Genomic DNA, 21348 nt, shown 5'->3' with positions numbered 1-21348 from the left:
GATCGTGTGGACCTACCGGTCATGCCGCCTGTCAGGCCGATGCTGGCGAAAACGGCACCCTCGGTGCCGCACGAGCCGGGCCTGAGTTACGAACCGAAATGGGACGGCTTTCGCTGCGTGGTGTTCCGCGACGGCGACGAAGTGGAACTCGGTTCCCGCAACGACCGCCCCCTCACCCGCTATTTTCCCGAGGTCGCCGAACTGCTGCAGGCGGCGCTGCCGGATAAATGCGTGGTGGACGGTGAAATCGTGGTGGTGACCGATGAGGGACTCGATTTCGACACCCTGCAGAACCGGTTGCATCCGGCGGCCTCACGAGTCAACAAGTTGGCCAAGGAAACACCGGCCAGTTTCGTAGCCTTCGATCTGCTCGCTCTCGGCGACAAGGATCTGACCAGTGAGCCGTTCGCCGAACGTCGACGGCTGCTGGAGACAATTCTCGATACCGAACTCGCCCGCGTGCACCTGACTCCGATCACCCAGGATCCCGCCGTCGCCGAGGACTGGTTCACCCGCTTCGAGGGTGCGGGTTTCGACGGCGTCATGGTCAAATCCAACGAGCTGGCGTATCTGCAGGACAAGCGGGTGATGCTCAAGGTCAAACACGAGCGCACCGCGGACTGCGTGGTGGCCGGTTTCCGCTGGCACAAGGATGGCGAGGGCGTCGGTTCGCTGCTGCTCGGACTGTTCGACGACGAGGGCAATATGCATCATGTCGGAGTCGCGAGCAGTTTCACCGCGGCCAAACGCAAGTCGCTGGTGGATGAGCTGAAACCGTTGCGGGAGAACGCATTGGCGAATCATCCGTGGCGGGAGTGGGCCGATGCCGCGGCGCAGGCGAAGGCCGACGGCAAGATGCCGGGCGGGGTGAGCCGATGGACCGGCGGTAAGGATCTGTCCTGGGAGGCGCTGCGTCCGGAGTTGGTCGCCGAGGTCCGCTACGAACATGTGCAGTCCGGCCGATTGCGGCACGGCGGCAGGCTGGTGCGCTTCCGGTCCGATCGAACACCGGAATCGTGTACCTACGCCCAACTCGACGAGGTCGCACCGGCCGAGTTGAGCGACATCTTCACCGAAGCCCGGGGGCAATGATGACCGAGTCGGTCGATATCGAGGTGGACGGCCGAACCGTCGCCATCAGCAATCCGAACAAGATCTACTTCACCAAACGCGGTGAGACGAAACTCGATCTGATCCAGTACTACCAGGCCGTGGCCGACCCATTCCTGCAGGTGGTGCGCGATCGGCCGCTGCTGCTGGAGCGTTATCCCGATGGGGCGTCCGGTAAGTCGTGGTTCCAGAAGCGGGTGCCGAAATCCGCGCCGGATTGGCTGCACACCGTCGAGGTCGCCACGCCCAACGGCACCACCAGCGATGCCCTGGTCGCCCACGATCTCGCACACATTCTGTGGGCGGTGAACCAGGGCTGCCTCGGCTTCCACGTCTGGCCCAATCACATCGACGATCTGGATATCGCCGACGAGCTGCGCATCGACCTGGACCCCTCCCCCGGTATCACCTTCGATGATCTCAAACACGCCGCCGTACTCACTCGTGAGCTGTTCACCGAACTCGGCATCGACTCCCGCATCAAGACCTCCGGCTCGCGTGGATTGCACATTTACGTTGCGCTGGAACCGAAATGGGACGGCTATCAGGTGCGCGCGGCCGCGGTCGCGCTGGCTCGCGAACTGGAGCGGCGACATCCGGACGAGATCACCGCGCAGTGGTGGAAGGAGGAGCGCGGCAACCGTGTCTTCGTCGACTTCAACCAAAATGCCCCGCACAAAACGGTTTTCGGCGCGTGGTGTGTGCGACCGAAGGTCGGCGCGCAGGTCTCCACGCCGATCGCCTGGTCCGATCTGGATACCGTTGTCCCCGAGGAATTGACCATTGCCACCATCCCCGCGCGGCTGGCCGAATCCGGTGACCCGTGGGCGGACCGACCGGCCCAGTCCATCGAGCCGCTGCTGAAAATGTCGGAGCGGGATATGGCATCCGGACTCATGGACGCACCGTGGCCACCGCAATATCCCAAGATGCCGAACGAGCCGCCCCGAGTACAGCCGAGCCGGGCCAAGAAGCCGGAAACCGCAGGCTAGCTACCAGCAGGCTATTCGGTCCAGAGCACCCACACCTTGCTCTCGCACGTCACTGCACGCCCGTCCGCGGTGCGGGCACTCTTCGTCGAACCGTCGCATTTGGTCCCCGGCTCCGCGACGGTGCCGCCGACGGTGTACGGACCGTTCCACTGGTAGACACCGCCGCTGGCCAGGCACAGCAGTGTGTTGCCGTCGGCCCCCGTGCCGATGCGGCCCGGCTCGGTGCACACCGTGCCCTTCTTCGGGGCCACCTGGCTCGTCGGCGCCGCGGCCGAGGTGGCCGGAGGTGTGACAACGGTCGGCACCACCGAGGGCTGCGGGACGGCGGTCTGGGCGATGGTGGAGGGCAGCGCGGCACTCGATACGACCGGGGCCCGGTGCGCCCCGGACAGCGCGTCGGAGAAATTGCTGCCCGACAGCACGACATATCCGGCGATACCGACCACCTCGATCACACCGAGCAGCAGTGCGCACACCGCCATCGTCTTGCCGCGCGGATGGCTGAAGGCGATGAACCCGAAGACGATCGCGACCGGAAAGAGGCCGAGCAGCGCGGCCACCAACGCGACGATCGCATACGGGTTGACGATGGGCGGGACCTCGACCCGCAGGCGACCGGCCCGGGTCGGGCGTCGGGCCGGCGGCTCGGCCTCCGGCCAGCGGTCGTTGGGATCCGGATCCGGCCACCGGCCGATCGCTCCGGTCTCCGGCTCGTACTCCTCCGGCTGCGCCTCCGGCCAGCGCTCGCGCTCACGGTTATCCGTCCGTGCCATTCAGGTCCCTCTTCCACACCACAAACCGCGCAGGAACCACGAACTGCCCGGACCCGCCCCGATACCGACAAAGGATAGGGGCCGACGGCCGCAACATCATCCGAAACGGCCGATCAATCGTCATCAAACCGTAATCGCGAACGCCACCATGTCAACTCGGCCTCTACTCGGCACCGGGGCGACCGGATTCGGCACGGTGCGGTTCCAGCACCGGAGTAACAAACCGGCAAACACCACTCGCGCCGCGCGCCGTCGAGGTACATGCTGGTCTCGGGACCGATCCATGCGATGACGTCAGCAGAGGAGGGATGCATGCGCGGTTCGAGAGGACAACAGGGGCGGCCGTGGCATTCCCACGCGGGCGATCTACTCGGTGACGACTACAACGTGCCCGGCATCATTCTGTGCGCGCTCGGCATCGTCGCCATGGCGTGCACACTCACCGCGGCCGGTTACGGCTTCATCGGCTGGACCCAGATCGGTGCGACAGTGACCGCCGCATTGTGGATCTCCGGAATCGCCGCACTGCTGGTCGAGCATCGCCGCGAGGAAGTGATCGAGCGGAAGTACGGTCGCAACGGGCACGCCCCCGGGCATGTGCGGCGCGTCCGCTACAGCGCGACCAAGCGCAGGATCGCGGCGGGCGAAAGGCCTTCGGAATTGCCGAAACAGCCGACGCCGCACAGTTAGTGCCCGGGATCCACCTTCGGCATGGTTTCGGTCACCAGTGTCATCAGCATGTCGGACAGCAGCGCGTGTACCTGCTCGCGGGTGAGGGCGCCGCGGGTGATCCATTCTCGGCCCGCGACTTTCACCAAGCCACCGAATGCGCGGACCATTGCGCGCAGTTGCGCACTGTGCGCCGACTCCGCGCGCCCGACCATCAGCAGCATCCGCTCGGCGGCCGCGTCATCGGCCTGATCCAGGATCTGCTGCACTTCGGGATCATCGCCGACGCCCTCGTGACTGGTCACCTTGACCCAGGTGCTGCCGTGTTCGGAGATCACATCCAGCAGCCAGTGCACACTCGCGTCGACGCGTTCGCGATCGGTGCCGGTCGGCGCGACCATATCGTCGAGGCGCGGCAGGGTGACCATCCTGCGCACGACCGCGAGATACAGGTCGCGCTTATTGCCGAAGTAATGGTTGATCAGCCCGCGCGCGACGCCCGCCCGCTGCGCGAGTTCCGCGGTGGAGACCGCCGCGTAGGGCCGCTCGCCGAACATGTCGATCGCGCACTCCAGGATCTGTGCGCGCCGCTCGTCCGGTTCCAGCCTGCGCCTGCGCGGCTGCGCCTCGGTGTCGTTTCGAGCGACCCGCAAGCGATCGCTGGCGGCGACCTCAGAGTGACCTGGCAATGAGATCCTTCATAACCTCGTTGCTGCCCGCGAGGATGCGCAGCACGCGGGCACCGGTGTAGAGCTGGGAAATCGGATACTCCGTCATGTAGCCGTAGCCGCCGAACAGTTGCAGGCAGCGATCGACCACAATACCGAGTTGGTCGGTCAGCCAGTACTTCGACATCGCAGCCGTGGGAATATCGAGTTCGCCGCGCAGATGTTTGCCGATGCAGTCGTCGAGGAAAATCCGGCTCACCTTGGCAATGGTCGCGCATTCGGCCATCTCGAATTTGGTGTTCTGCATCGCGAACAGCGGCTTGCCGAAGGCCTCGCGCCCCTTGGTGTAGTCGACGGTCAACTGCACGGCCTTCTCCATCATCGCGACCGCGATAATGCCGGTGACCAGCCGTTCCTGGGCCAGCAGCTGCATCATCTGATAGAAGCCCTTGCCCTCTGCCTCGCCGAGCAGATTCGAGGCGGGCACGCGCAGTCCGTCGAAGAACAGTTCCGCGGTGTCCTGGGCCTTGCCGCCGATCTTGTTCAGGATGCGGCCGCGCTTGAAGCCGGGGGTGTCATCACCCACCTCGGCGAAGATCAGCGAAACGCCCGCCGCGCCCTTGGTCGGATCGGTCTTGGCGGCGATGATGATGCCGTCGCAGAGCCAGCCGTTGGTGATGAAGATCTTCGACCCGGTGATGACGTATTCGTCCCCCTCGCGGACCGCGCGGGTCTTGATGTTCTGCAGATCCGAGCCGGTGCCCGGTTCGGTCATGCCGATGGAGAGCACCATCTCTCCGGACGCCGCCTTGGGCAGCACCCGCCGCTTGAGGTCTTCGGTACCGAAGTGGTGGATATAGGGCGCGATGATCGAGGTGTGCACGGCCATGCCCATCGAGCCGTCACCCGCGAAGGCCTGTTCCTCGATAATGGCGGCCTCGTGCGCGAAAGTGCCACCGCCGCCGCCGTATTCGGTCGGGGTCGCGGTGCAGAGCAGGCCGAGTTCGCCTGCCCGGTTGTACAGAGCGCGGTCGGGATGTCCCTGCGCGACGAACTTCTCCTCGTGCGGGACGACTTCCTTCTCAAAGAAGTTGCGCGCCAGTTCCCGGACCGCCTCGACCTCGTCGTCACTCCATGCCGCGCGTGCCATCGCAGAAATCCTTTGCTCATCGCGCGGGCCACCGCACCCGCGTCTCGTCATCAGATTGGCGCACTATTGGCATGATGTCAACAAAGCAAGGCGAGGCTGGTCGAGGCGTCCGTGGCCCGGATCACGAAGGGGGCATGCGGACGCTGATGACACGGGATTCAGCCCGGGCTGCGGGGCTATGATTATGTGATATGGATGTCAGGCGCCGGGAAGGTGTAGGCAGCCTACCGACTGTTACCCACAGCTTTGTCGGTCGAGACCGCGAGCTGGAGAAGATCAGCACCCTACTGCTGGGCCCAGCCCGGTTGATCACTCTCACCGGCCCGGGTGGTATCGGAAAGACGCGTCTGGCCGTCGAAGCGTTGCGCCGTTGCAGTAAAGCCGAAGCCAGGCAAACACGAGCGTGCTGGGTGCGATTGGCTCGATTGTCTCCGGGTTCGGATTCGACCGCGGTAGCAGAAGAAGTCGCCCATGCAGTGATCGAGGCGGACTTCTCCGGGCGATCGGCGTGGGACGCCTTGGTCGACACCCTCACCCCAACCGACACCACCGGACGTGCCCGGCACACCGTGCTGGTGCTCGACAACTGCGAGCACGTCCTCTCCGGTGTGGGGCCCCTGATCGCTGACCTCATCGAGACGGTACCGGGGCTGAGCATCGTGGCCACCAGCCGCGAACCCATCGGCTGGATCGACGAACATCTGATCACCGTTCCGCCGCTATCGCAGCGCGAGGCCCTGGCCCTATTTCGGCAACGCGCCGAACTCACCGAGCATCCCGTCACCGGTAAAGACCAGGCCACCACCGCCACCGAGATCTGCCACCACGTGCACAACCATCCCCTCTACATCCAGTTGGCGGCCGCACGCCTGCTGCGCCAGCCGTTGGCCGCCATCCTGCACGGGCTCACCGGCCACGCTGATGACACTCGACTGAGTTGGACGCATGGCCCCCGCGTGGGCGTCGACCTGCGCCATCGAGGTGTCGTCGACGTCATCTCCTGGTCCTACGAGCTGTGCAGCGATAAGGAACGTCTGCTGTTCGACCGCCTGTCGGTGTTCGCCGCCGGCTACGACACCAATCCCGACGACACCACAGAGGCTGCACCGGATGTGGGTGCTGAGCTGGACGCCATCGAGACAATCTGCTGCGACGACGAAACCAGCGATACCCAAGTGCCTCTGCCCCGGCAGGAAATCGAGGGCCTGCTCGAGCGCCTTGTCGATCAATCGTTGGTCACCATGCACAGGACGGCGACCACCGTGCGGTATTCACTGGTGGAGAGCCTGCGGGTGTTCGCCCAGCAGCGACTGCGCCAGCGCTCCACCGCCGCGGTGGACGAACCCACCCGCTTGGCCCAGCGGCACTGCCGCTATTACCACGACAGGATCGCCTACGCCGCAGCCAACTGGTTCGATCCCGAAGGGCAAGCCCTGGTGGACTGGGCCCGGACGGTCTGGGCCAACACCCTGACCGCGATCGAAACCAGCATCACCACCCCGGGCCGAGCCGGCGACGGTCTGGAGATCTGTCTCGGGCTGATCACCCTGCAGGTGTGCTTCACCAGCGGCTCGGTACGAGAAATACGCCAGTGGACCCTTCGCTGCCTCGACGCAACCCGAGCAGCGACCCCGCAACCCACCGAACTCCAGATCGGGGCCATGGCCACCATCGCATGGCTCGCCACGCTCCAAGGCACCCTCGACGATGCCGAACAGCTGCTCGAGGACTGCGTCGCCGCCTGCATCCCCGACCCGGACACCAGGCGTAACTGGCGAGACACCGCCGAGACCGACATCGGGCTGCCCGCTCCTGTCGAATTCGCATGGGGGGCGGAGCTGATTTTCGCGCGCCGTGACGCCCGCGCCATCACCGTCCTGAGCCGAGCCCAGGCTAAATTCGAGGCCTACGGCGACCGCGGCGCTGCCTCGATGAACGAGCTGTTCACTGCCCTCGCCGCGGGCATGTTGGGAACCGCGCAGCAGGCCCATGAGATCACGCAGCGTTACCTCGAGCGCGCGAACGTCGGCGGAATTCCATGGGAAAAGGCTTGCGCCGAACTCACCAGGTCGACAGCTTTGTCCCGACACGGCAACCCCACTGAAGCATTGGCCCTCGAACGATCCTCGCTGGCATATCACCTCGCCACCAACGAGCAATGGGCGGCGGTGTGGTTGGTGCAGTACCGGACATGGTCATTGGCGCACATCATCACCGACTCGATCGTCGCCGGAAAATCCGACCGCAAGAAGTTGGTCGCCCTCGCCACCGAAATCGCCTACCTGGCCGGCGGCACCACAACCCTACGAGCCAAGCTCGGCATCGACATCAAGGCGTCAGGCCCCCTCCTCGACGAATCCGAAAAGGCTATTGCTGTCGCCCGCCGGGTACTGGGGCCCGACGCCTACGCTGCGGCAGAAGCCCGAGGCATGCGTCTACGTCCGGAACGAAATGAAGTGCAACGGCTGGCACTGGGCAGACTGACCATCGATGCTCCCGCCGAGGCGGCCGCCACATCGCACTGGCACGAATTGACCCGGACCGAACAACAGGTCGCGATCCTGGCTGCGGCCGGGTGGACCAACATCGACATTGCGTTCCGCCGTGGAAAGTCGTCCCGAACTGTCGACGCCCAAATCGCGGCGATTTTCAATAAACTGACCATCACTTCACGTGCGGACATATCCCAGCACATCCCCAGTGGATTCGCCGACCAGGTCCGAGGCGAAATCGCCCGCCGGCCGCGCTGACAGCAGGGACCGTCCCGTCCGAAAGACCCGGAGGATCCGATCTCGGTCCCGACTTACCCGGGCTATGTCGTCAGCGAGCTCGCCATCATCACCCGGTATCAACACATCGGCGAGTTCGACGAAACTGTCGCGGATGTAGGCGCTCAGCTCGTCCAGGCAACGGCGTGTGGAGTCCTTCCCGGAGGCCAGGTCGGTGAGTGGTGCATTCGAGGTCGACAGTCGAGTTCGAGGACAGCGTTCTGATCGACCGCGCTCATTCTGACATTCGGCATTCTTCGAGGTCATCCTCCTGCACGCCCGAGTGGCGCTTGTGTTCGCGAGGCCATGCTGCTGCCTTTCCATAGGTATAACCCACGTCCATTACCGATGCGGCGATATATACCTACGAGCCATGCTGGTTGTCCGCGCGAAAGACGAAGGTCCAGGTGACGCCACCATCAGACCTTCAACCACACAACCTTGCGACGGCCGAACTCGACTTCATTGCCGAGTCGACGGCGAACAGGTGCGCATTTCCCGCCCTGCGATGACAAAACAATTCCGGCTGCCAGCAGTGTAATCTCTCGCGGCCGACCGACCGGAGACCAAACCATCCCATGACAACTGCACTATTACCTCTTGCATACGGATACCTGCGTGACGATTTGCTCCATGGCCGCGACCGGAATTCGAGCGAAGACAGACTGCGGGACACTGCCAGGTCACTCGGCTACGAGCTGGGCGCCGTGTTTTGCGAGTCCCCACCGCGGAACGGGACACTGCCCCCGGCGTTCGTCGATCTCGTCCAGGAATGCCGGCGAGCCGAGGCACACGCGGTGATAACCCTGCGTGGACACATGTCGGATATGTCGGTGTGCCGGATGGTCCTGCTGGCGGTCCTCGAAGTGCGAGCGGGTGCCGCAGTGCACGAAGTCGATTTGTGACTGCGGCCGCGGCGAGGTACGGCCACGGCGGGGTCGATCGCAGCTCGACCGGCGGCGCCGCCCTCGAAGGCGTCCGGCTGGAAGTGTGGCCGGTTCCAGATCCGCACCGTGCGCCCCGCGCCGCACCAGATCCCGACCGACGGTGCATGTGGCAAGCCTGTCGCTGCCGCGCACAGCGATGACAACATCGCCTCGTCGGTCGATCTCGAACCTAGCGGATCAGCCGGTCGGCCGCTGCGCCTGGTTGACGGCCGCGAGGGCGGTGAAGATCGGGATGTCCGGATCAGCCGAAATGCCCTGGCGGCGCAGGAATCCATCGATCAGACCCCAGACGAATTCGGTTGCCTGGTCGACGAATTCGGCGGTGCCGTCGGCACGGCGGGGATGCACGTCACCCAGCCACAGGTCGGTGATCGCGACGACGACGCCGACGACCGCGCGGGCCAGATAGTCGATGCCGGTGGCATCGATCGGAATGGATTCGGCAATCTCGCGTGCCTGGCGCGCGACGCGACTCGCGGCCGCGCGGCCGAGATCGAATTGCGGTACCGAACCGTCGGAGTGCTGGGTGACGTGCGCGTGACCCAGGAACCGAAAGACATTGGGGTGCTGCAGAATACTGTCGGCATAGCCGGTGAGCACGCGGCGCAGCGCAACCCGGGGCGGTTGCAGCATCAGCGTCAGATCGTTGCCCGCGCCGGCGGCGACGGAACCGGCCATCCGATCGCCGATTTCGGTGTAGAGATCGGCCTTGTCGGCGAACTGGCGGTACAGGCGCGGTTTGGTGATCCGGGCCTCGCGGGCGATGTCGTCCATGCTGGGGCTCGGACCGTCCCGGTCGATCACCCGAATCGCGGCGTCGACGATCTCCTCGCGGGTGATCGTCCGCGACGCTGATCTGGCAGATCTGTCCGAACGGGCCATGGTCCGGAGCATACACGTACCGGCGGTACGACCCGTTGAGCCGAAGCGCCCTGGATTATTGCGTGACCGACCTCATAGTCGGTCCTGGTTTCAATCCATTGCCTCGGGTAATACGTACTGTCAGTATCGGATCACGTACCGGCGGTACACGCGGCACCCAGCGCATCGATCGAGGCAAGCAGATGACCGAACAGCTCGACTCCCCCGACCCGACCGGCATCCAGCGTCCACACCGCCACTCCACGGTGGCCGGCGCGAACGGTGAGCTGGCAGTCTTCGAATGGGGCGATCGCGGCGCGGAACCACTCGTGCTTGTGCACGGGTTGTCCGATACCCATCTGGTCTGGTCCGCGGTGGCGACGCTGCTGGCCGATGGCTTCCGGGTCATCGCCTACGATATGCGCGGGCACGGTGGATCGGCGAAACCCGGTGTGCCACAAGACTATCGGCTCGATCACCTGGCCGAGGACTTCTTCGCGCTGATCGATGCGATCAGTCCGAAGCGGCCGGTGCACGTCTGTGGACACGGTTGGGGTGCGGTGCAGGTGTGGGAGGCGGTCTGCGATCCGCGCGCCAATACCCGGATCGCCTCGTTCACCGCCGTCGCGGGTCCGAATCTCGATCACGTCGGCATGACACTGCGCGAATTGGCCGGCCAACCCCGCCGAGCGCTGGAGCTGATCGCCGACCGGAAATTCTGGCGGCACGGAGTCGGAACGGCCCAGACCGCAGCCCGCCGGATCGCCTATCCGCCCCGGGTGCGTACCTGGTTGATCGAACAGCTCGGCGGCGTCGCCCGGATGTACGCGCCGATCGCACCGACCTGGCGCGCGGATCTGGCCGCCGGAGCCCGGATCGCGTTGGCCAATCTGGCGCATCATCTGCTGCGGCCGCGTGAGCGCACCACCGCGGTTCCGGTGCAACTCGTCGTGGACACCACCGACGTGCTGGTGCCCCCGTTCCTCTACTACGGCAGCGCACGTTGGGTGGATCGACTGTGGCGCTGCCCGATTCCGGCCGATCACTGGCTGCCGGTGACCGAGCCGCTGCTCGTCGCCGAGGCCATCGCGAACTTCGTCGAGGATCTGCGCGCGGCGAACACCAGCATCCCGCGGTGACCCGTCAGCGGTGAGTGGCCGACAAATCTGACGGGGTGGTACTTTGCGCGCATGACCGGACCGGGGGAACAACAGAACCAGCCCAACGACGCATGGTGGGCGCAGGAACAGCCGCAGCAGCAGGGACCGCAGTATTCACAATCGGATCCGACGATGGTCGGGCAGCCGGGGTATCAACTGCCGTCGCAGCCCGCGGTTCCGGTGGTTGGACCGCAAGGCCCAGCCGAGCAGCAGCCCGCTGATCCGACGATGGTGCGTCAGTCGTTCGATCAGCCGGGGGCCGCGCCCGCCGGATACCAATCGGGCACCGGGTATCAGCAACCCGGATACCAGCAGTCCTCGCCCGGATATCCGCAGCCGGGGACATCGCCGGCCGCGCCCGGATTCCAGCAGGCCGGAGCACCGCAAGCCACACCAGCCGGATACCAATCGGGCACCGGATATCAGCAACCGGGCTACCACCAGTCCTCGCCCGGATATCCGCAGCCGGGAACGCCGCAGGCCGCGCCTGGATTCCAGCAGGGTGGGGCGCCACAGGCCACACCCGGATTCCCGCAAGCCGGGGCGCCACAGGCCGCACCGGGATTCGCGCAGCCAGGGTTCCAGCAACCCGGATTCGAGCAGGCCGCGCCCGGATTCCAGCAGGGCGCACCGGGTTTCCAACAGCCCGCATACCAGCAACAGGCACCCGGATATCAGCAGCCGCCCAAATCCGGTGGCAAAGGCTGGCTTTGGGCGCTCGGCGCGGTCGTCGTCACCTCCGCGGTATGGGCGGGAGCGATGTTCGCGATCGGCGCATTCGATGCGGGCAAGGCCGATATCAGCAAGGATGCCGATCTGCGCGGCTACAAGTACGTCGCCAATCTCTGCGATATCACCGACACCTCGCCCTACACCAGTGCCGGCTTGACGTTGTCGAAGACCGATTCCTCGGGCAATACCTACCCGAAGCACGAGGGTTCCAAGCACGCGGCGGTCGATTCGATGGGGTGCGATGTCCGCTTCACCCCGTCCGGCTCGACCGAGAAGTACGACTACGCCGCCATCTACACCAGCGCGCAGGTGCACAAGCAGACGAATCCGGGACCGGAGTTCACCGCGTCGTACGAGACCTGGACCCAAAGCGAATACGGCAAGGACGCGAAGGTCGACAAGATCTCCGGACTCGGCGACGAGGCGTATGTGATCACCGGTAAGCACAAGTCGGACGATCCGACGGCCGATGTCTCACTGGCCGTGCGAGACGGCTGGGCCACCTACCACATCAGCTGGTCGCAGTATTCGTCCAGTTCGTCGAAGTCTTCGAGCAAGATCCTCAGCGCGTCCGAGGTCACCGATCTGCTGAAGAAGACGGCTACCTCGACCATGAGCAAGCTGCGCAAATAGGCGATGTCCGGTCGGTGCGGGACCGCCCGCGCCGACCGGTCCGCATTCGAATGCGACAATGGCTGGGTCAACCTCCCAGTTCACGAAGGATAAATTCGCATTCCGATGGTTCAGAACACCGCGTCGACGTCTACCGCACCAGCGCCGAGCGGCACCGCCATCGACCCCGATGAGCTGGCGATCTGTCTGCGCGTGCTGGAGCAGGCCGGGCAGTTGGACAAGGACGATCCGGCGTCGGTCACGGTGCAGCGCGCCGTCGGCCATATGTTCAAGAAATTGAAGCAACGCAAGCGAACCGTGGCCAGGGATGCGGTCGCCGAGGCGGACCGGGCGGTGGTCGCGGCGACCGCGACCGGATCGCCGAATCGGATCGATGACGAAACCGCTGGCATTCCGCTGACCTCGAATGCGGCGGGTGCGAGCGCGGGCACGCTGCTGCGGGCACGGCCCTGCTATATCTGCAAGCAGCGCTACACCAGGGTCGACGCGTTCTATCACCAGCTCTGCCCGGACTGCGCGGCAGGCAGCCACGCAAAACGAGACGCCCGTACCGATCTCACCGGGCGGCGCGCCCTGCTGACCGGCGGTCGCGCCAAGATCGGCATGTACATCGCGCTGCGGCTACTGCGCGACGGTGCGCACACCACCATTACCACCCGTTTCCCCAACGATGCGATCCGCCGCTTCGCCGCCATGGACGACAGCGCCGACTGGCTGCACCGGCTGCGCATCGTCGGCATCGATCTGCGGGATCCGGCCCAGGTCGTCGCGCTCACCGATGACGTCGCGGCACAGGGACCGCTGGATATCCTGATCAACAATGCCGCCCAGACCGTGCGCCGCTCCCCCGGCGCGTACAGCGCGCTGGTCGATGCCGAGTCCGGTCCGTTGCCCGCGGGTGCGCTGCCGGATGTGGTGACCTTCGGCAAGACCATGCAGGCGCACCCCACCGCACTCACCGCATCCCTGACCCCGACGCTGTCCTCGGCCGATGTGGCGGAGTTGGCGCTGGTCGCGGGATCGGCCACGCCGGAACGCATTTCGCGCGGTATCGCCATCGACGCCGGTGGCCTGGTGCCGGATCTCGCCCACACCAACAGCTGGGTGCAGACCGTCGCCGAGGTGGACCCGACCGAGCTGCTCGAGGTCCAGCTGTGCAACTCGGTGGCGCCGTTCATTCTGGTTTCCCGGCTGCGCCCGGCCATGGCCGCTGCCGGGGCCCGCCGCAAATACGTTGTGAACGTTTCCGCGATGGAAGGCCAGTTCTCCCGTGCGTACAAGGGTGCGGGCCACCCCCATACGAATATGGCCAAGGCCGCGCTGAATATGTTGACCCGCACCAGTGCCCGCGAAATGTTCGAACAGGACGCCATCCTGATGACCGCAGTGGACACCGGCTGGATCACCGACGAACGCCCGCACTACACCAAACTCCGCCTCGCCGAAGAGGGCTTCCACGCGCCGCTGGACCTGGTGGACGGCGCCGCCCGCGTCTACGACCCGATCGTCCAAGGCGAATCCGGTACCGACCTCTACGGCTGCTTCCTCAAGGACTACCAACCCTCGCCCTGGTGATCCGCTAGGGCCGAGGCCGTACGCATCCAGCGCTACGCTGGGCATATGCTGTATCGGCTGCTGGCCGATGCCACCGCCGCGGTGCATTTCGTATTCGTGGCGTACGTGGTGGTCGGCGGGTTCGTGGCGTGGCGGTGGCCGCGCACCATCTGGCTGCATCTGATCGCGTTCGGGTGGGGATTCAGCACAGTGCTGTTCGGATTCGATTGTCCGCTCACATATTTGGAGAATTGGGCACGGCACCGGGCCGGGATGGCGGGGCTGCCGCCGAGCGGGTTCATCGACCATTATCTGACCGGGGTGATCTACCCGCAGAGTGCGCTCGGATTGGTGCGCGGGCTGGTCGCGGTGTGCGTGGTGGTGTCGTGGGTGGGCTATGTGTGGAGGGTGCGGACGATGAGGTCGGCGACCTCGCAGACCTTGTCGTCGAGGTAGAAATGACCGCCGGGAAAGACCGTGCGGTCGAACGACCCGGTGGTGTGTTCGCGCCATTCCTCGGCCTGCTCCGGTGTCATCGTCGGATCTTCGGTGCTGACCAGGGCCGACACAGCGCAGGACAGCGGTACGCCCTCGCGGTAACGGTAGGTCTCGACGGCCTGGTAGTCGCTGCGCACCGCGGGCAGTACCAGTTCGGCGAGGCTCGGTTCGTCGCGCAGGATCTGGACGGACGCGGGATCGGTCGCCAAGCGCTCCAGATCACCGATCAGATCGTCGTCGGAGCCGAGATGCAGCCGACTCTGCTCGACGAAAGTCGGTGCGGGACGACCGGATACGAACAGCGCGGTAAGCGGCTGCCCCTTGCGTTCCAGGCGGCGTGCGGTTTCGAAGGCCACGGTCGCGCCCATGCTGTGACCGAACAGCGAAAGTTGTTCCACCGGGCCCTGATTCAGCACCTCGTGCACGATCCGGTCGACGAGGGTGTCCATATCGCCGATGGTGGGCTCACCGAGCCGGTCCTGCCGACCCGGGTACTGGACGGCGGCAACGGCAATGCCGTTGTCGAAGCGTTGGGCCAGTGCCCGATAAGCCGTGACCGCTCCCCCGCCCGGCGGGAAACACAGCAGTTGATGGCTCGGCGCGGGATGTGCGCGCAACACCCGCAGCCAGTCCGTCGCGGCAATGGCCTTGCCCACGTCGCTCTCCTTCACCCGAGATACTTTCCGTACCAATCCAGGACCCGCTGCCACGCCTCCGCGGCGGCGGTCGGGTTGTAGCGCGGTCCGGTGTCGTTGAAGAAGGCGTGGTCCGCATTCGGTGCGACGTAGATCTCATGAGTGAGACCGGCCCCGTCCAGGGCCGCTTCCGCGGTGGGACGCGAAGCGATCACCCGCTCGTCCTTGGCGGCGTAGATCCCGAGTACCGCCGCCTTCGAACCGGACAGATCCCCGTTCTCCGGGAATGGGCCGTAAAACGGTGTCGCCGCAGCGAGTGTCGGCGTACCCGCGGCAAGCAGCATCCACACCAGACCGCCGCCGAAGCAGAATCCGGTCGCGCCGATCTTCTTTCCCGGCACCCGCCGTTCCAACTCGGCGATACCGGCCTGCAGATCGCCGATGAACTGTTGCGGCGCGATCTTGCCGAGTTCGGCGGTGGCCGCCGCCGGGTCGGTGAAGGCGGCGGTGCCGCCGAGTTCGGACAGCAGGTCGACCGCGAGTGCGGAATATCCGGCACCCGCGAAACGTCCTGTCACCGAACGGATGTGGTCGGTCAGACCCTTGTTCTCATGGATGACGAGCACGCTGCCGCGCGGCTGCGACGCGGCCGCCCACGCGGCTTGTAGCCGGCGACCGTCCGGTCCGGGGAAGGTGATCGCGGTGGCCGAGACCGCGCCGCTGGTGCCCGGCGGGGCCGACGACGCCGCGGGTTTCGAGCCCGTCGACGCGGTATTCGCCTGGTCGCCGCTATTGGAGCAAGCGGCGAGCAAGGCGACCGCGGCGGTGGCGCCGACCCCGAGCATTCCTAGTCGGCGCAGTGCTTCCCGGCGGCCGATCAATCCGTCGGCATGGTCGGTGGCTATCTCTTCGGCGATATAACGCTGCAGCGGCGTCATGGCCCCGACCCTACTACTGCGGCGCAACAACTACTCTCGATCTTGTGATTGCGCACGAACAGCTGGTCCGCGACTATGAGGTCGGAATCGGTGTACCGGCCTCCGGCACCGTCCCCGCCGCCGATCCGGGCAGCTGTTTGGCTGCGGCGCTGCCGGTTTGGGCGCTGGCCGCCGGATCGGTGGCCGCGGTGACGGCGGCGGCGAACCGAATTCGCGACGCACACCACCTGAATCCGGTGCTGCACCGACTGGATCCGGTCCGGATCACCGCCGCCTTCTCCAGTGAACGCCTGCTGCGCGTCGGCGGTGCGCCCGCCAAGGTATTCGCCGATCTGTCGGGATTCTTTCCCACCTTCGACGGCTGGGTCCGCACCCACGCCAACTATCCGCATCATCGCGCGCGATTGCTCGCCTCGCTCGGACTGCCCGACGACGCCCCCGTCGATCTCGCGGTCGCGCAGATGGCGATGAGCCGGGCCCGCGATATCGAGGAGCGTGCGGCCGCGCACGGCGCCATTGCGGTCCAAGTCCGTAGCGAGCAGGAGTGGGCCCAGAGCCCACAGGGTGAGGCCGCCGCATCGGGTCCGCTGGTGGCGATCGACACCCGGATCGACCGTGGCGAACTCGGCCTGCCGATCGGGGCATCGCCATTGCAGCCGTTACGTGGAGTCCGGGTACTCGATCTGACCCGGGTGATCGCCGGACCCGTCGCGACCAGGACCCTGGCGCTGCTCGGCGCCGAGGTGCTGCGGATCGACCCGCCGCACCTACCCGAGATCCCATGGCAGTATCACGACACCTGCCAGGGCAAGCGCTCCACGCTGCTGGATCTGCACCGGCACCTGCCGCTGATCAACGAGCTGCTCGCCGCCGCCGACGTACTGATCACCGGATATCGACCCGGCGTACTGGAAAACGCCGGGCTCACCGCCGCCCGTCGTCCCGGCCTCGTCCACGGTCGGATATCGGCGTGGGGTGAATCCGGCCCGTGGGGTCGGCGGCGCGGTTTCGACAGCATCGTGCAGGCCGCAGCCGGTATTTCGATCGTCGAGGGCGCACCCGCGGTGCCGGGGACGCTGCCCGCGCAGGCACTCGACCACGCCTCCGGCTATCTGCTGGCCGCCGGGGTGATCGATGCGCTGGTCGCCCGCGCACACGACGGTATCGGCCGCGACGTCCGAGTCGCGTTGGCGCGCACCGCAGCCTGGCTCCTCGACGCGCCCGGACGCACCCCGCGTCATTCGCAGGCCGCGCCGCCGAGTCCGATGGCGGCGGTCACCCATGGCAATGTCACCACCGCAGCCCCGGTGCTCGCCGAGTATCCGGATTACGCGTGGCCGGCACCGAGATACGGCGCGGACCGGCCGGTGTGGCCGCTGCACACCCGATAGCACGCCCGCCGTTCGACGCGCTCAGGACTCACCGGCAAGGGCCGCAATCGCCTTGGCCAGTCGCGCGCCGTCGGGCAGGTTCTCGCCGCGGGTGATCGTCCACAGGATGCCGAGGCCCTGGGTCAGCACGAAGTAGAGCTCACCTATCGCCTGGGCGGTGTCCGCATCGAGGTCAGGACGGGATTCCCGGACCGCTCGACCGATGTCCTCGTATGCACCGTCGAGGCTTTCGTCCATGAACGTCCGCGATTCCGGCGTCCGCGCGACGCGAACCAGATTCTCCAGACTGGCCAGCATGCCGTCCCGGTTGTCCTCGAAGACCTGCGGCATCGCGTTCCACATCTGCGTGAACGCCTCGAGCGGCGACTGGCCGCCGCCCGCGCGGATCAGAGCTTCCATCCGATCACCGATATCGTTGCCGAGCGCCTCCGCCAGCGCCTCGGTGATCAGCCGATCCTTCGAGCCGAAGTGATAGCCGATCGCGGCCAGGCTGACACCCGCGGCCGCCGCGATATCGCGTGCGGTCGTCTTCGCCACGCCACGTTCGATGATGGCCTTACGCGCTCCTGCCAATAGGTCTTCTCGGTTTCCCATGACCTCAGCTTACACACGCCTAAGACATTTGTACTAGACACTCGTGCCAACCATGTGTTAGACATACGTCTGACACATTCGTTCGAAAGATTGGCGCGGGGCATGAGCATCAAATCCCTCCACATCCTCATCAGCGGCGGCGGCATCGCGGGCAACGCACTCGCACTGCAATTGCTGCGGGCGGGCATCCGAACCACCGTCGTAGAGCGCGCTCCGAAGCCACGCCCGGGCGGACAGGCCGTGGACCTGCGCGGCCCGAGCCGCGAAGTCGCCGAGCGGATGGGACTCATGTCGGGCATCCGCAAGTACCAGCTCGACGAGCGCGGCATGGCCTACGTCGACGAAAACGGCCGGGAATTCGCGCGGATGCCCGCGGAGATGTTCGACGGCAAGGGCCCGGTGGCCGAAATCGAAATCACCCGAGGCGATTTGAATCAGGTACTGCTCACCGAAGTGGCCGGCACGGCGGGCGAACTCGATTACCGCTACGGCGAGTGGATCGCGGCGCTGCGCCAGAACGACACCGGGGTCGAGGTCGACTTCGCATCGGGGCGCACCGAGCGTTTCGATCTGGTCGTCGGCGCGGACGGTGTGCACTCGGCGACCCGGCAACTGGCCTTCGGACCGGAGGAGCAGTTCGTCACCTATCTCGGCGGCTACATGTCGTTCTTCACCATCCCGACACCCGCCGGAACCGAGCCGGGCTGGTTCAAGATGCATACTGTGCCCAGCGCCGCGGTCGCGATTCGACCGGATGCCGATCCGGCCACCTCGAAGGCGATCATCACCCTGCGCACCGAGGCCGATCCGGCGCTGCGCCGCGATGTCGCCGCGCAGCAGCGGCTCATCCACGACATGCTGGCCGAGGCCGGATGGGAGACCCCGGCCATACTCGACGCGATGAGCACCACCCCGGACTTCTATTTCGACATGCTGGCACGCGTCGATATGCCGTCGCTGTCGACCGGACGCGTCACGCTGCTCGGTGACTCCGGCTTTTGCGGCTCCCCGATGACCGGTATGGGTACCGCCATGGCCATTGTCGGCGCCTACGTCTTGGCCGGTGAAATCGCCGCCACCCCAGATGACCTCGCGACCGCACTGACCCGCTACGAGGAAATCGTCGAACCGTTCCTGGACAAGGCCAAGGAGCTGCCCGGTGGCGGCATCAAGATGATGCTGCCCACCTCGCGCCTCGGCACGCGGATGGCGCGCGCGAGTATGAAGGTGATGACCTCGCGGGTGATGCGCCCGGTCATGCTGCGGATGATGTCGAATACCGACGACTACGTGCTGCCCACCTACTGAGCCGCCCAGGCCCGCTCGCTAGGCTCGACTGGTGCGGCAGAAGATCGTCATGGATGTCGATACCGGGATCGATGATTCACTCGCGCTTCTCTACCTGCTCGCCTCCCCGGAGGCCGAGATCGTGGGAATCGCCGCCACCGCGGGCAATGTGCCCGCACCTCAGGTGGCGGCGAACAATCTCGCCTGGCTGGATGTGTGCCGCGCACCCGATATCGAGGTCGCGCTGGGTGCCGCGGAACCGCTCGCGATCCCGCTGCGCACCACCGAGGACACGCACGGGCCGCAGGGGGTCGGATATGCGGAACTGCCGCAATCCGCTCGGCCGATCTCGGCCCGGTCGGCGGCGCAGATGTGGGTCGAACTGGTGCGCGGGGCTCCCGGCGAGATCGTCGGGCTCTGCACGGGACCGCTGACGAATCTGGCGCTCGCCCTTCGCCTCGAACCACGGCTGCCGCTGCTGCTGCGGCGGCTGGTGATCATGGGCGGAGCCTTCAATCACCCGGGCAACACCACGCCGACCAACGAATGGAATGTGCACGTGGATCCGGAGGCGGCCAAGGAGGTCTTCGACGCCTTCTCCGCCGCCCCCGCCGATCGACGGCCGATCGTATGCGCGCTCGATATCACCGAGACCATCGAGATGCGGCCCAAGCATGTGGCGCAGCTCGCCGAGCGCGCGGGGAGTCTGCCGGTGGAGCTGGTTTCGGAGACCGATCCACCGGAGGCCAGGTCCGCGACGAGTAACCCGATCGTGCGCTACTTCACCGATGCGGTCCGGTTCTACTTCGATTTCCACAAACTCTACGACCAGGGCTATCTCGCGCATATGCACGATCCGTTCGCGGCGGCCGTCGCGCTGGATCCGGCGCTTGCCATAACTCGACCGGCCACTGTCGATGTCGAACTCGTCGGCGCCATCACCCGGGCCACCACGGTGGCGGACTGGGCGGGCATGTGGGGCCGAGAACCCAACGCCGACATCGTGGTCGGCACCGACCCCGAGGTGTTCTTCGAGCGATTGATCACCAGGGTCGGTGGCTTCGCGCGGTCGGTATACCCGCAGGAGGCTGCTCGATGATCGGTGACAGCGACGACAATCTCTACCTGACCGCTTTCCGCACCCGGCTGGAACTGCCCGGAATCATCGACGTCCATACGCATTTCATGCCGGAGCAGGTCATGGCCAAGGTGTGGGCGTACTTCGATTCGGCCGGCCCGCTGGTCGGCCGGGAGTGGCCGATCGCCTACCGCGACGATGAGCAGGTCCGTTTGAAGACATTGCGCGGCTTCGGTGTTCGCGCGTTCACCTCGCTGGTGTATCCGCATAAGCCGGATATGGCGGCGTGGCTCAACGAATGGACCGCCGATTTCGCCGAACGCACCCCGGACTGCCTGCACACGGCGACGTTCTATCCCGAACATTACGCGGACAGCTATGTGGAGGCGGCGATCGAGCGCGGTGCCCGGGTGTTCAAGGTGCATGTGCAGGTCGGCGATTTCCATCCGGGTGATCCATTGCTGAATCCGGTGTGGGGCATGATCGAGGACGCCGGAATACCGGTGCTGATCCACTGCGGCTCCGGACCCGCGCCCGGCGAGTACACCGGTCCGGAGCCCATTGCCGGTCTGCTGCAACGCTATCCGCGCCTACGGCTGATCATCGCGCATATGGGCACACCCGAGTACTCCGAATTCCTGGATCTGGCAGAGGAATACCCGGGTGTGCACCTGGACACGACGATGGTGTGGACCGATTTCACCGAGGCCACCGCACCCTTTCCGACCGCCGAGCACAGCAGGCTGCACTCGTTGCGTGACCGTATTCTGTTCGGTAGCGACTTTCCGAATATCCCTTACTCCTACGGGCATTCGATCAGTGCGCTGGAGCGCCTGGACCTGGGTGATTCCTGGCTGCGGCAGGTCTGCTACCGAAATGCCGCACGGCTCTTCGACATCGCATAGCACGC

19 protein-coding genes are annotated in these 21348 nt (G+C 65.8%); 12 read left to right on the top strand and 7 right to left on the bottom strand.

Going from position 1 to position 21348, the window contains the following annotated elements:
* Positions 1 to 6 precede the first annotated feature (6 nt).
* Complete coding sequence (locus ACQPYR_RS17630; RefSeq protein WP_433633509.1) at positions 7 to 1092, top strand: ATP-dependent DNA ligase; 1086 nt, start codon at positions 7 to 9, stop codon at positions 1090 to 1092.
* Positions 1092 to 2102 carry a non-homologous end-joining DNA ligase gene (ligD, locus tag ACQPYR_RS17625; RefSeq protein ID WP_433635168.1) on the top strand — a complete coding sequence of 337 codons (1011 nt, stop codon included), beginning with the start codon at positions 1092 to 1094 and terminating at the stop codon, positions 2100 to 2102. The genes ACQPYR_RS17630 and ligD overlap by 1 nt, the downstream gene beginning before the upstream one ends.
* 11 nt (positions 2103 to 2113) lie before the next feature.
* Here ligD and ACQPYR_RS17620 read toward each other — a convergent pair whose 3' ends face one another.
* Positions 2114 to 2875, bottom strand: coding sequence for a DUF4190 domain-containing protein (locus ACQPYR_RS17620; protein ID WP_433633507.1), 762 nt, complete (start codon positions 2873 to 2875; stop codon positions 2114 to 2116).
* 312 nt (positions 2876 to 3187) lie between these two features.
* Between ACQPYR_RS17620 and ACQPYR_RS17615 the strand changes: the two genes are divergently transcribed.
* The gene (locus tag ACQPYR_RS17615; RefSeq protein WP_433633505.1) at positions 3188 to 3565 is read left to right on the top strand and encodes a hypothetical protein; all 378 of its coding nucleotides are present in this window, start codon (positions 3188 to 3190) and stop codon (positions 3563 to 3565) included.
* Here the strand turns inward: ACQPYR_RS17615 and ACQPYR_RS17610 are convergent.
* Complete coding sequence (locus ACQPYR_RS17610; RefSeq protein ID WP_433633503.1) at positions 3562 to 4233, bottom strand: TetR/AcrR family transcriptional regulator; 672 nt, start codon at positions 4231 to 4233, stop codon at positions 3562 to 3564. The genes ACQPYR_RS17615 and ACQPYR_RS17610 overlap by 4 nt on opposite strands.
* Positions 4217 to 5362 carry an acyl-CoA dehydrogenase family protein gene (locus ACQPYR_RS17605; protein WP_433633501.1) on the bottom strand — a complete coding sequence of 382 codons (1146 nt, stop codon included), beginning with the start codon at positions 5360 to 5362 and terminating at the stop codon, positions 4217 to 4219. The genes ACQPYR_RS17610 and ACQPYR_RS17605 overlap by 17 nt, the downstream gene beginning before the upstream one ends.
* A gap of 191 nt (positions 5363 to 5553) precedes the next feature.
* Between ACQPYR_RS17605 and ACQPYR_RS17600 the strand changes: the two genes are divergently transcribed.
* On the top strand, positions 5554 to 8112 hold the full coding sequence (locus tag ACQPYR_RS17600; RefSeq protein WP_433633499.1) for an ATP-binding protein: 2559 nt from the start codon (positions 5554 to 5556) through the stop codon (positions 8110 to 8112).
* Between the two features lie 1142 nt (positions 8113 to 9254).
* Here the strand turns inward: ACQPYR_RS17600 and ACQPYR_RS17595 are convergent.
* Positions 9255 to 9959: a TetR/AcrR family transcriptional regulator gene (locus tag ACQPYR_RS17595; protein WP_433633497.1), complete on the bottom strand. Its 705-nt coding sequence runs from the start codon at positions 9957 to 9959 to the stop codon at positions 9255 to 9257.
* Positions 9960 to 10141: 182 nt separating this feature from the next.
* On the opposite strand from ACQPYR_RS17595, the gene ACQPYR_RS17590 reads away from it, so the two are divergent.
* From ACQPYR_RS17590 to ACQPYR_RS17575, 4 genes are all read left to right on the top strand, one after another.
* On the top strand, positions 10142 to 11077 hold the full coding sequence (locus tag ACQPYR_RS17590; protein ID WP_433633495.1) for an alpha/beta fold hydrolase: 936 nt from the start codon (positions 10142 to 10144) through the stop codon (positions 11075 to 11077).
* Between the two features lie 51 nt (positions 11078 to 11128).
* A complete protein-coding gene (locus tag ACQPYR_RS17585) occupies positions 11129 to 12463 on the top strand; it encodes a hypothetical protein (protein ID WP_433633493.1) in 1335 nt (444 codons plus the stop codon).
* A 105-nt stretch (positions 12464 to 12568) separates the two neighbouring features.
* A complete protein-coding gene (locus ACQPYR_RS17580) occupies positions 12569 to 14038 on the top strand; it encodes an SDR family NAD(P)-dependent oxidoreductase (RefSeq protein ID WP_433633491.1) in 1470 nt (489 codons plus the stop codon).
* A gap of 45 nt (positions 14039 to 14083) precedes the next feature.
* On the top strand, positions 14084 to 14473 hold the full coding sequence (locus tag ACQPYR_RS17575; protein ID WP_433633489.1) for a DUF2784 domain-containing protein: 390 nt from the start codon (positions 14084 to 14086) through the stop codon (positions 14471 to 14473).
* Here the strand turns inward: ACQPYR_RS17575 and ACQPYR_RS17570 are convergent.
* Positions 14413 to 15186 carry a thioesterase II family protein gene (locus ACQPYR_RS17570; RefSeq protein WP_433633487.1) on the bottom strand — a complete coding sequence of 258 codons (774 nt, stop codon included), beginning with the start codon at positions 15184 to 15186 and terminating at the stop codon, positions 14413 to 14415. The two genes, ACQPYR_RS17575 and ACQPYR_RS17570, sit on opposite strands and share 61 nt — an antisense overlap.
* Positions 15183 to 16088 carry a dienelactone hydrolase family protein gene (locus ACQPYR_RS17565; protein WP_433633485.1) on the bottom strand — a complete coding sequence of 302 codons (906 nt, stop codon included), beginning with the start codon at positions 16086 to 16088 and terminating at the stop codon, positions 15183 to 15185. Before ACQPYR_RS17565 ends, ACQPYR_RS17570 begins: the two co-directional genes overlap by 4 nt.
* A gap of 44 nt (positions 16089 to 16132) precedes the next feature.
* Here ACQPYR_RS17565 and ACQPYR_RS17560 point away from each other — a divergent pair, with 44 nt between their 5' ends.
* A complete protein-coding gene (locus ACQPYR_RS17560) occupies positions 16133 to 17479 on the top strand; it encodes a CoA transferase (protein WP_433633483.1) in 1347 nt (448 codons plus the stop codon).
* 21 nt (positions 17480 to 17500) lie between these two features.
* On the opposite strand, the gene ACQPYR_RS17555 is transcribed toward ACQPYR_RS17560, so the two are convergent.
* On the bottom strand, positions 17501 to 18073 hold the full coding sequence (locus ACQPYR_RS17555; RefSeq protein WP_433633481.1) for a TetR family transcriptional regulator: 573 nt from the start codon (positions 18071 to 18073) through the stop codon (positions 17501 to 17503).
* 102 nt (positions 18074 to 18175) lie between these two features.
* On the opposite strand from ACQPYR_RS17555, the gene ACQPYR_RS17550 reads away from it, so the two are divergent.
* The 3 genes from ACQPYR_RS17550 to ACQPYR_RS17540 are packed head-to-tail and all read left to right on the top strand — an operon-like array spanning position 18176 to position 21343.
* Positions 18176 to 19381, top strand: a complete 1206-nt coding sequence (locus ACQPYR_RS17550) for an FAD-dependent monooxygenase (RefSeq protein ID WP_433633479.1) — start codon at positions 18176 to 18178, stop codon at positions 19379 to 19381.
* Positions 19382 to 19430: 49 nt separating this feature from the next.
* Positions 19431 to 20459 carry a nucleoside hydrolase gene (locus ACQPYR_RS17545; protein ID WP_433635166.1) on the top strand — a complete coding sequence of 343 codons (1029 nt, stop codon included), beginning with the start codon at positions 19431 to 19433 and terminating at the stop codon, positions 20457 to 20459.
* Positions 20456 to 21343 (top strand): amidohydrolase family protein, encoded by an 888-nt coding sequence (locus ACQPYR_RS17540; RefSeq protein ID WP_433633477.1) that lies wholly within the window; start codon positions 20456 to 20458, stop codon positions 21341 to 21343. Before ACQPYR_RS17545 ends, ACQPYR_RS17540 begins: the two co-directional genes overlap by 4 nt.
* The last annotated feature ends 5 nt before the right edge of the window (positions 21344 to 21348 follow it).

The organism is Nocardia sp. CA-120079 (assembly GCF_050955745.1).
GTDB lineage: Bacteria > Actinomycetota > Actinomycetes > Mycobacteriales > Mycobacteriaceae > Nocardia.
The sequence above is the reverse complement of the archived record's forward strand: the minus strand, read 5'-3'. Positions and strand labels throughout refer to the sequence as shown.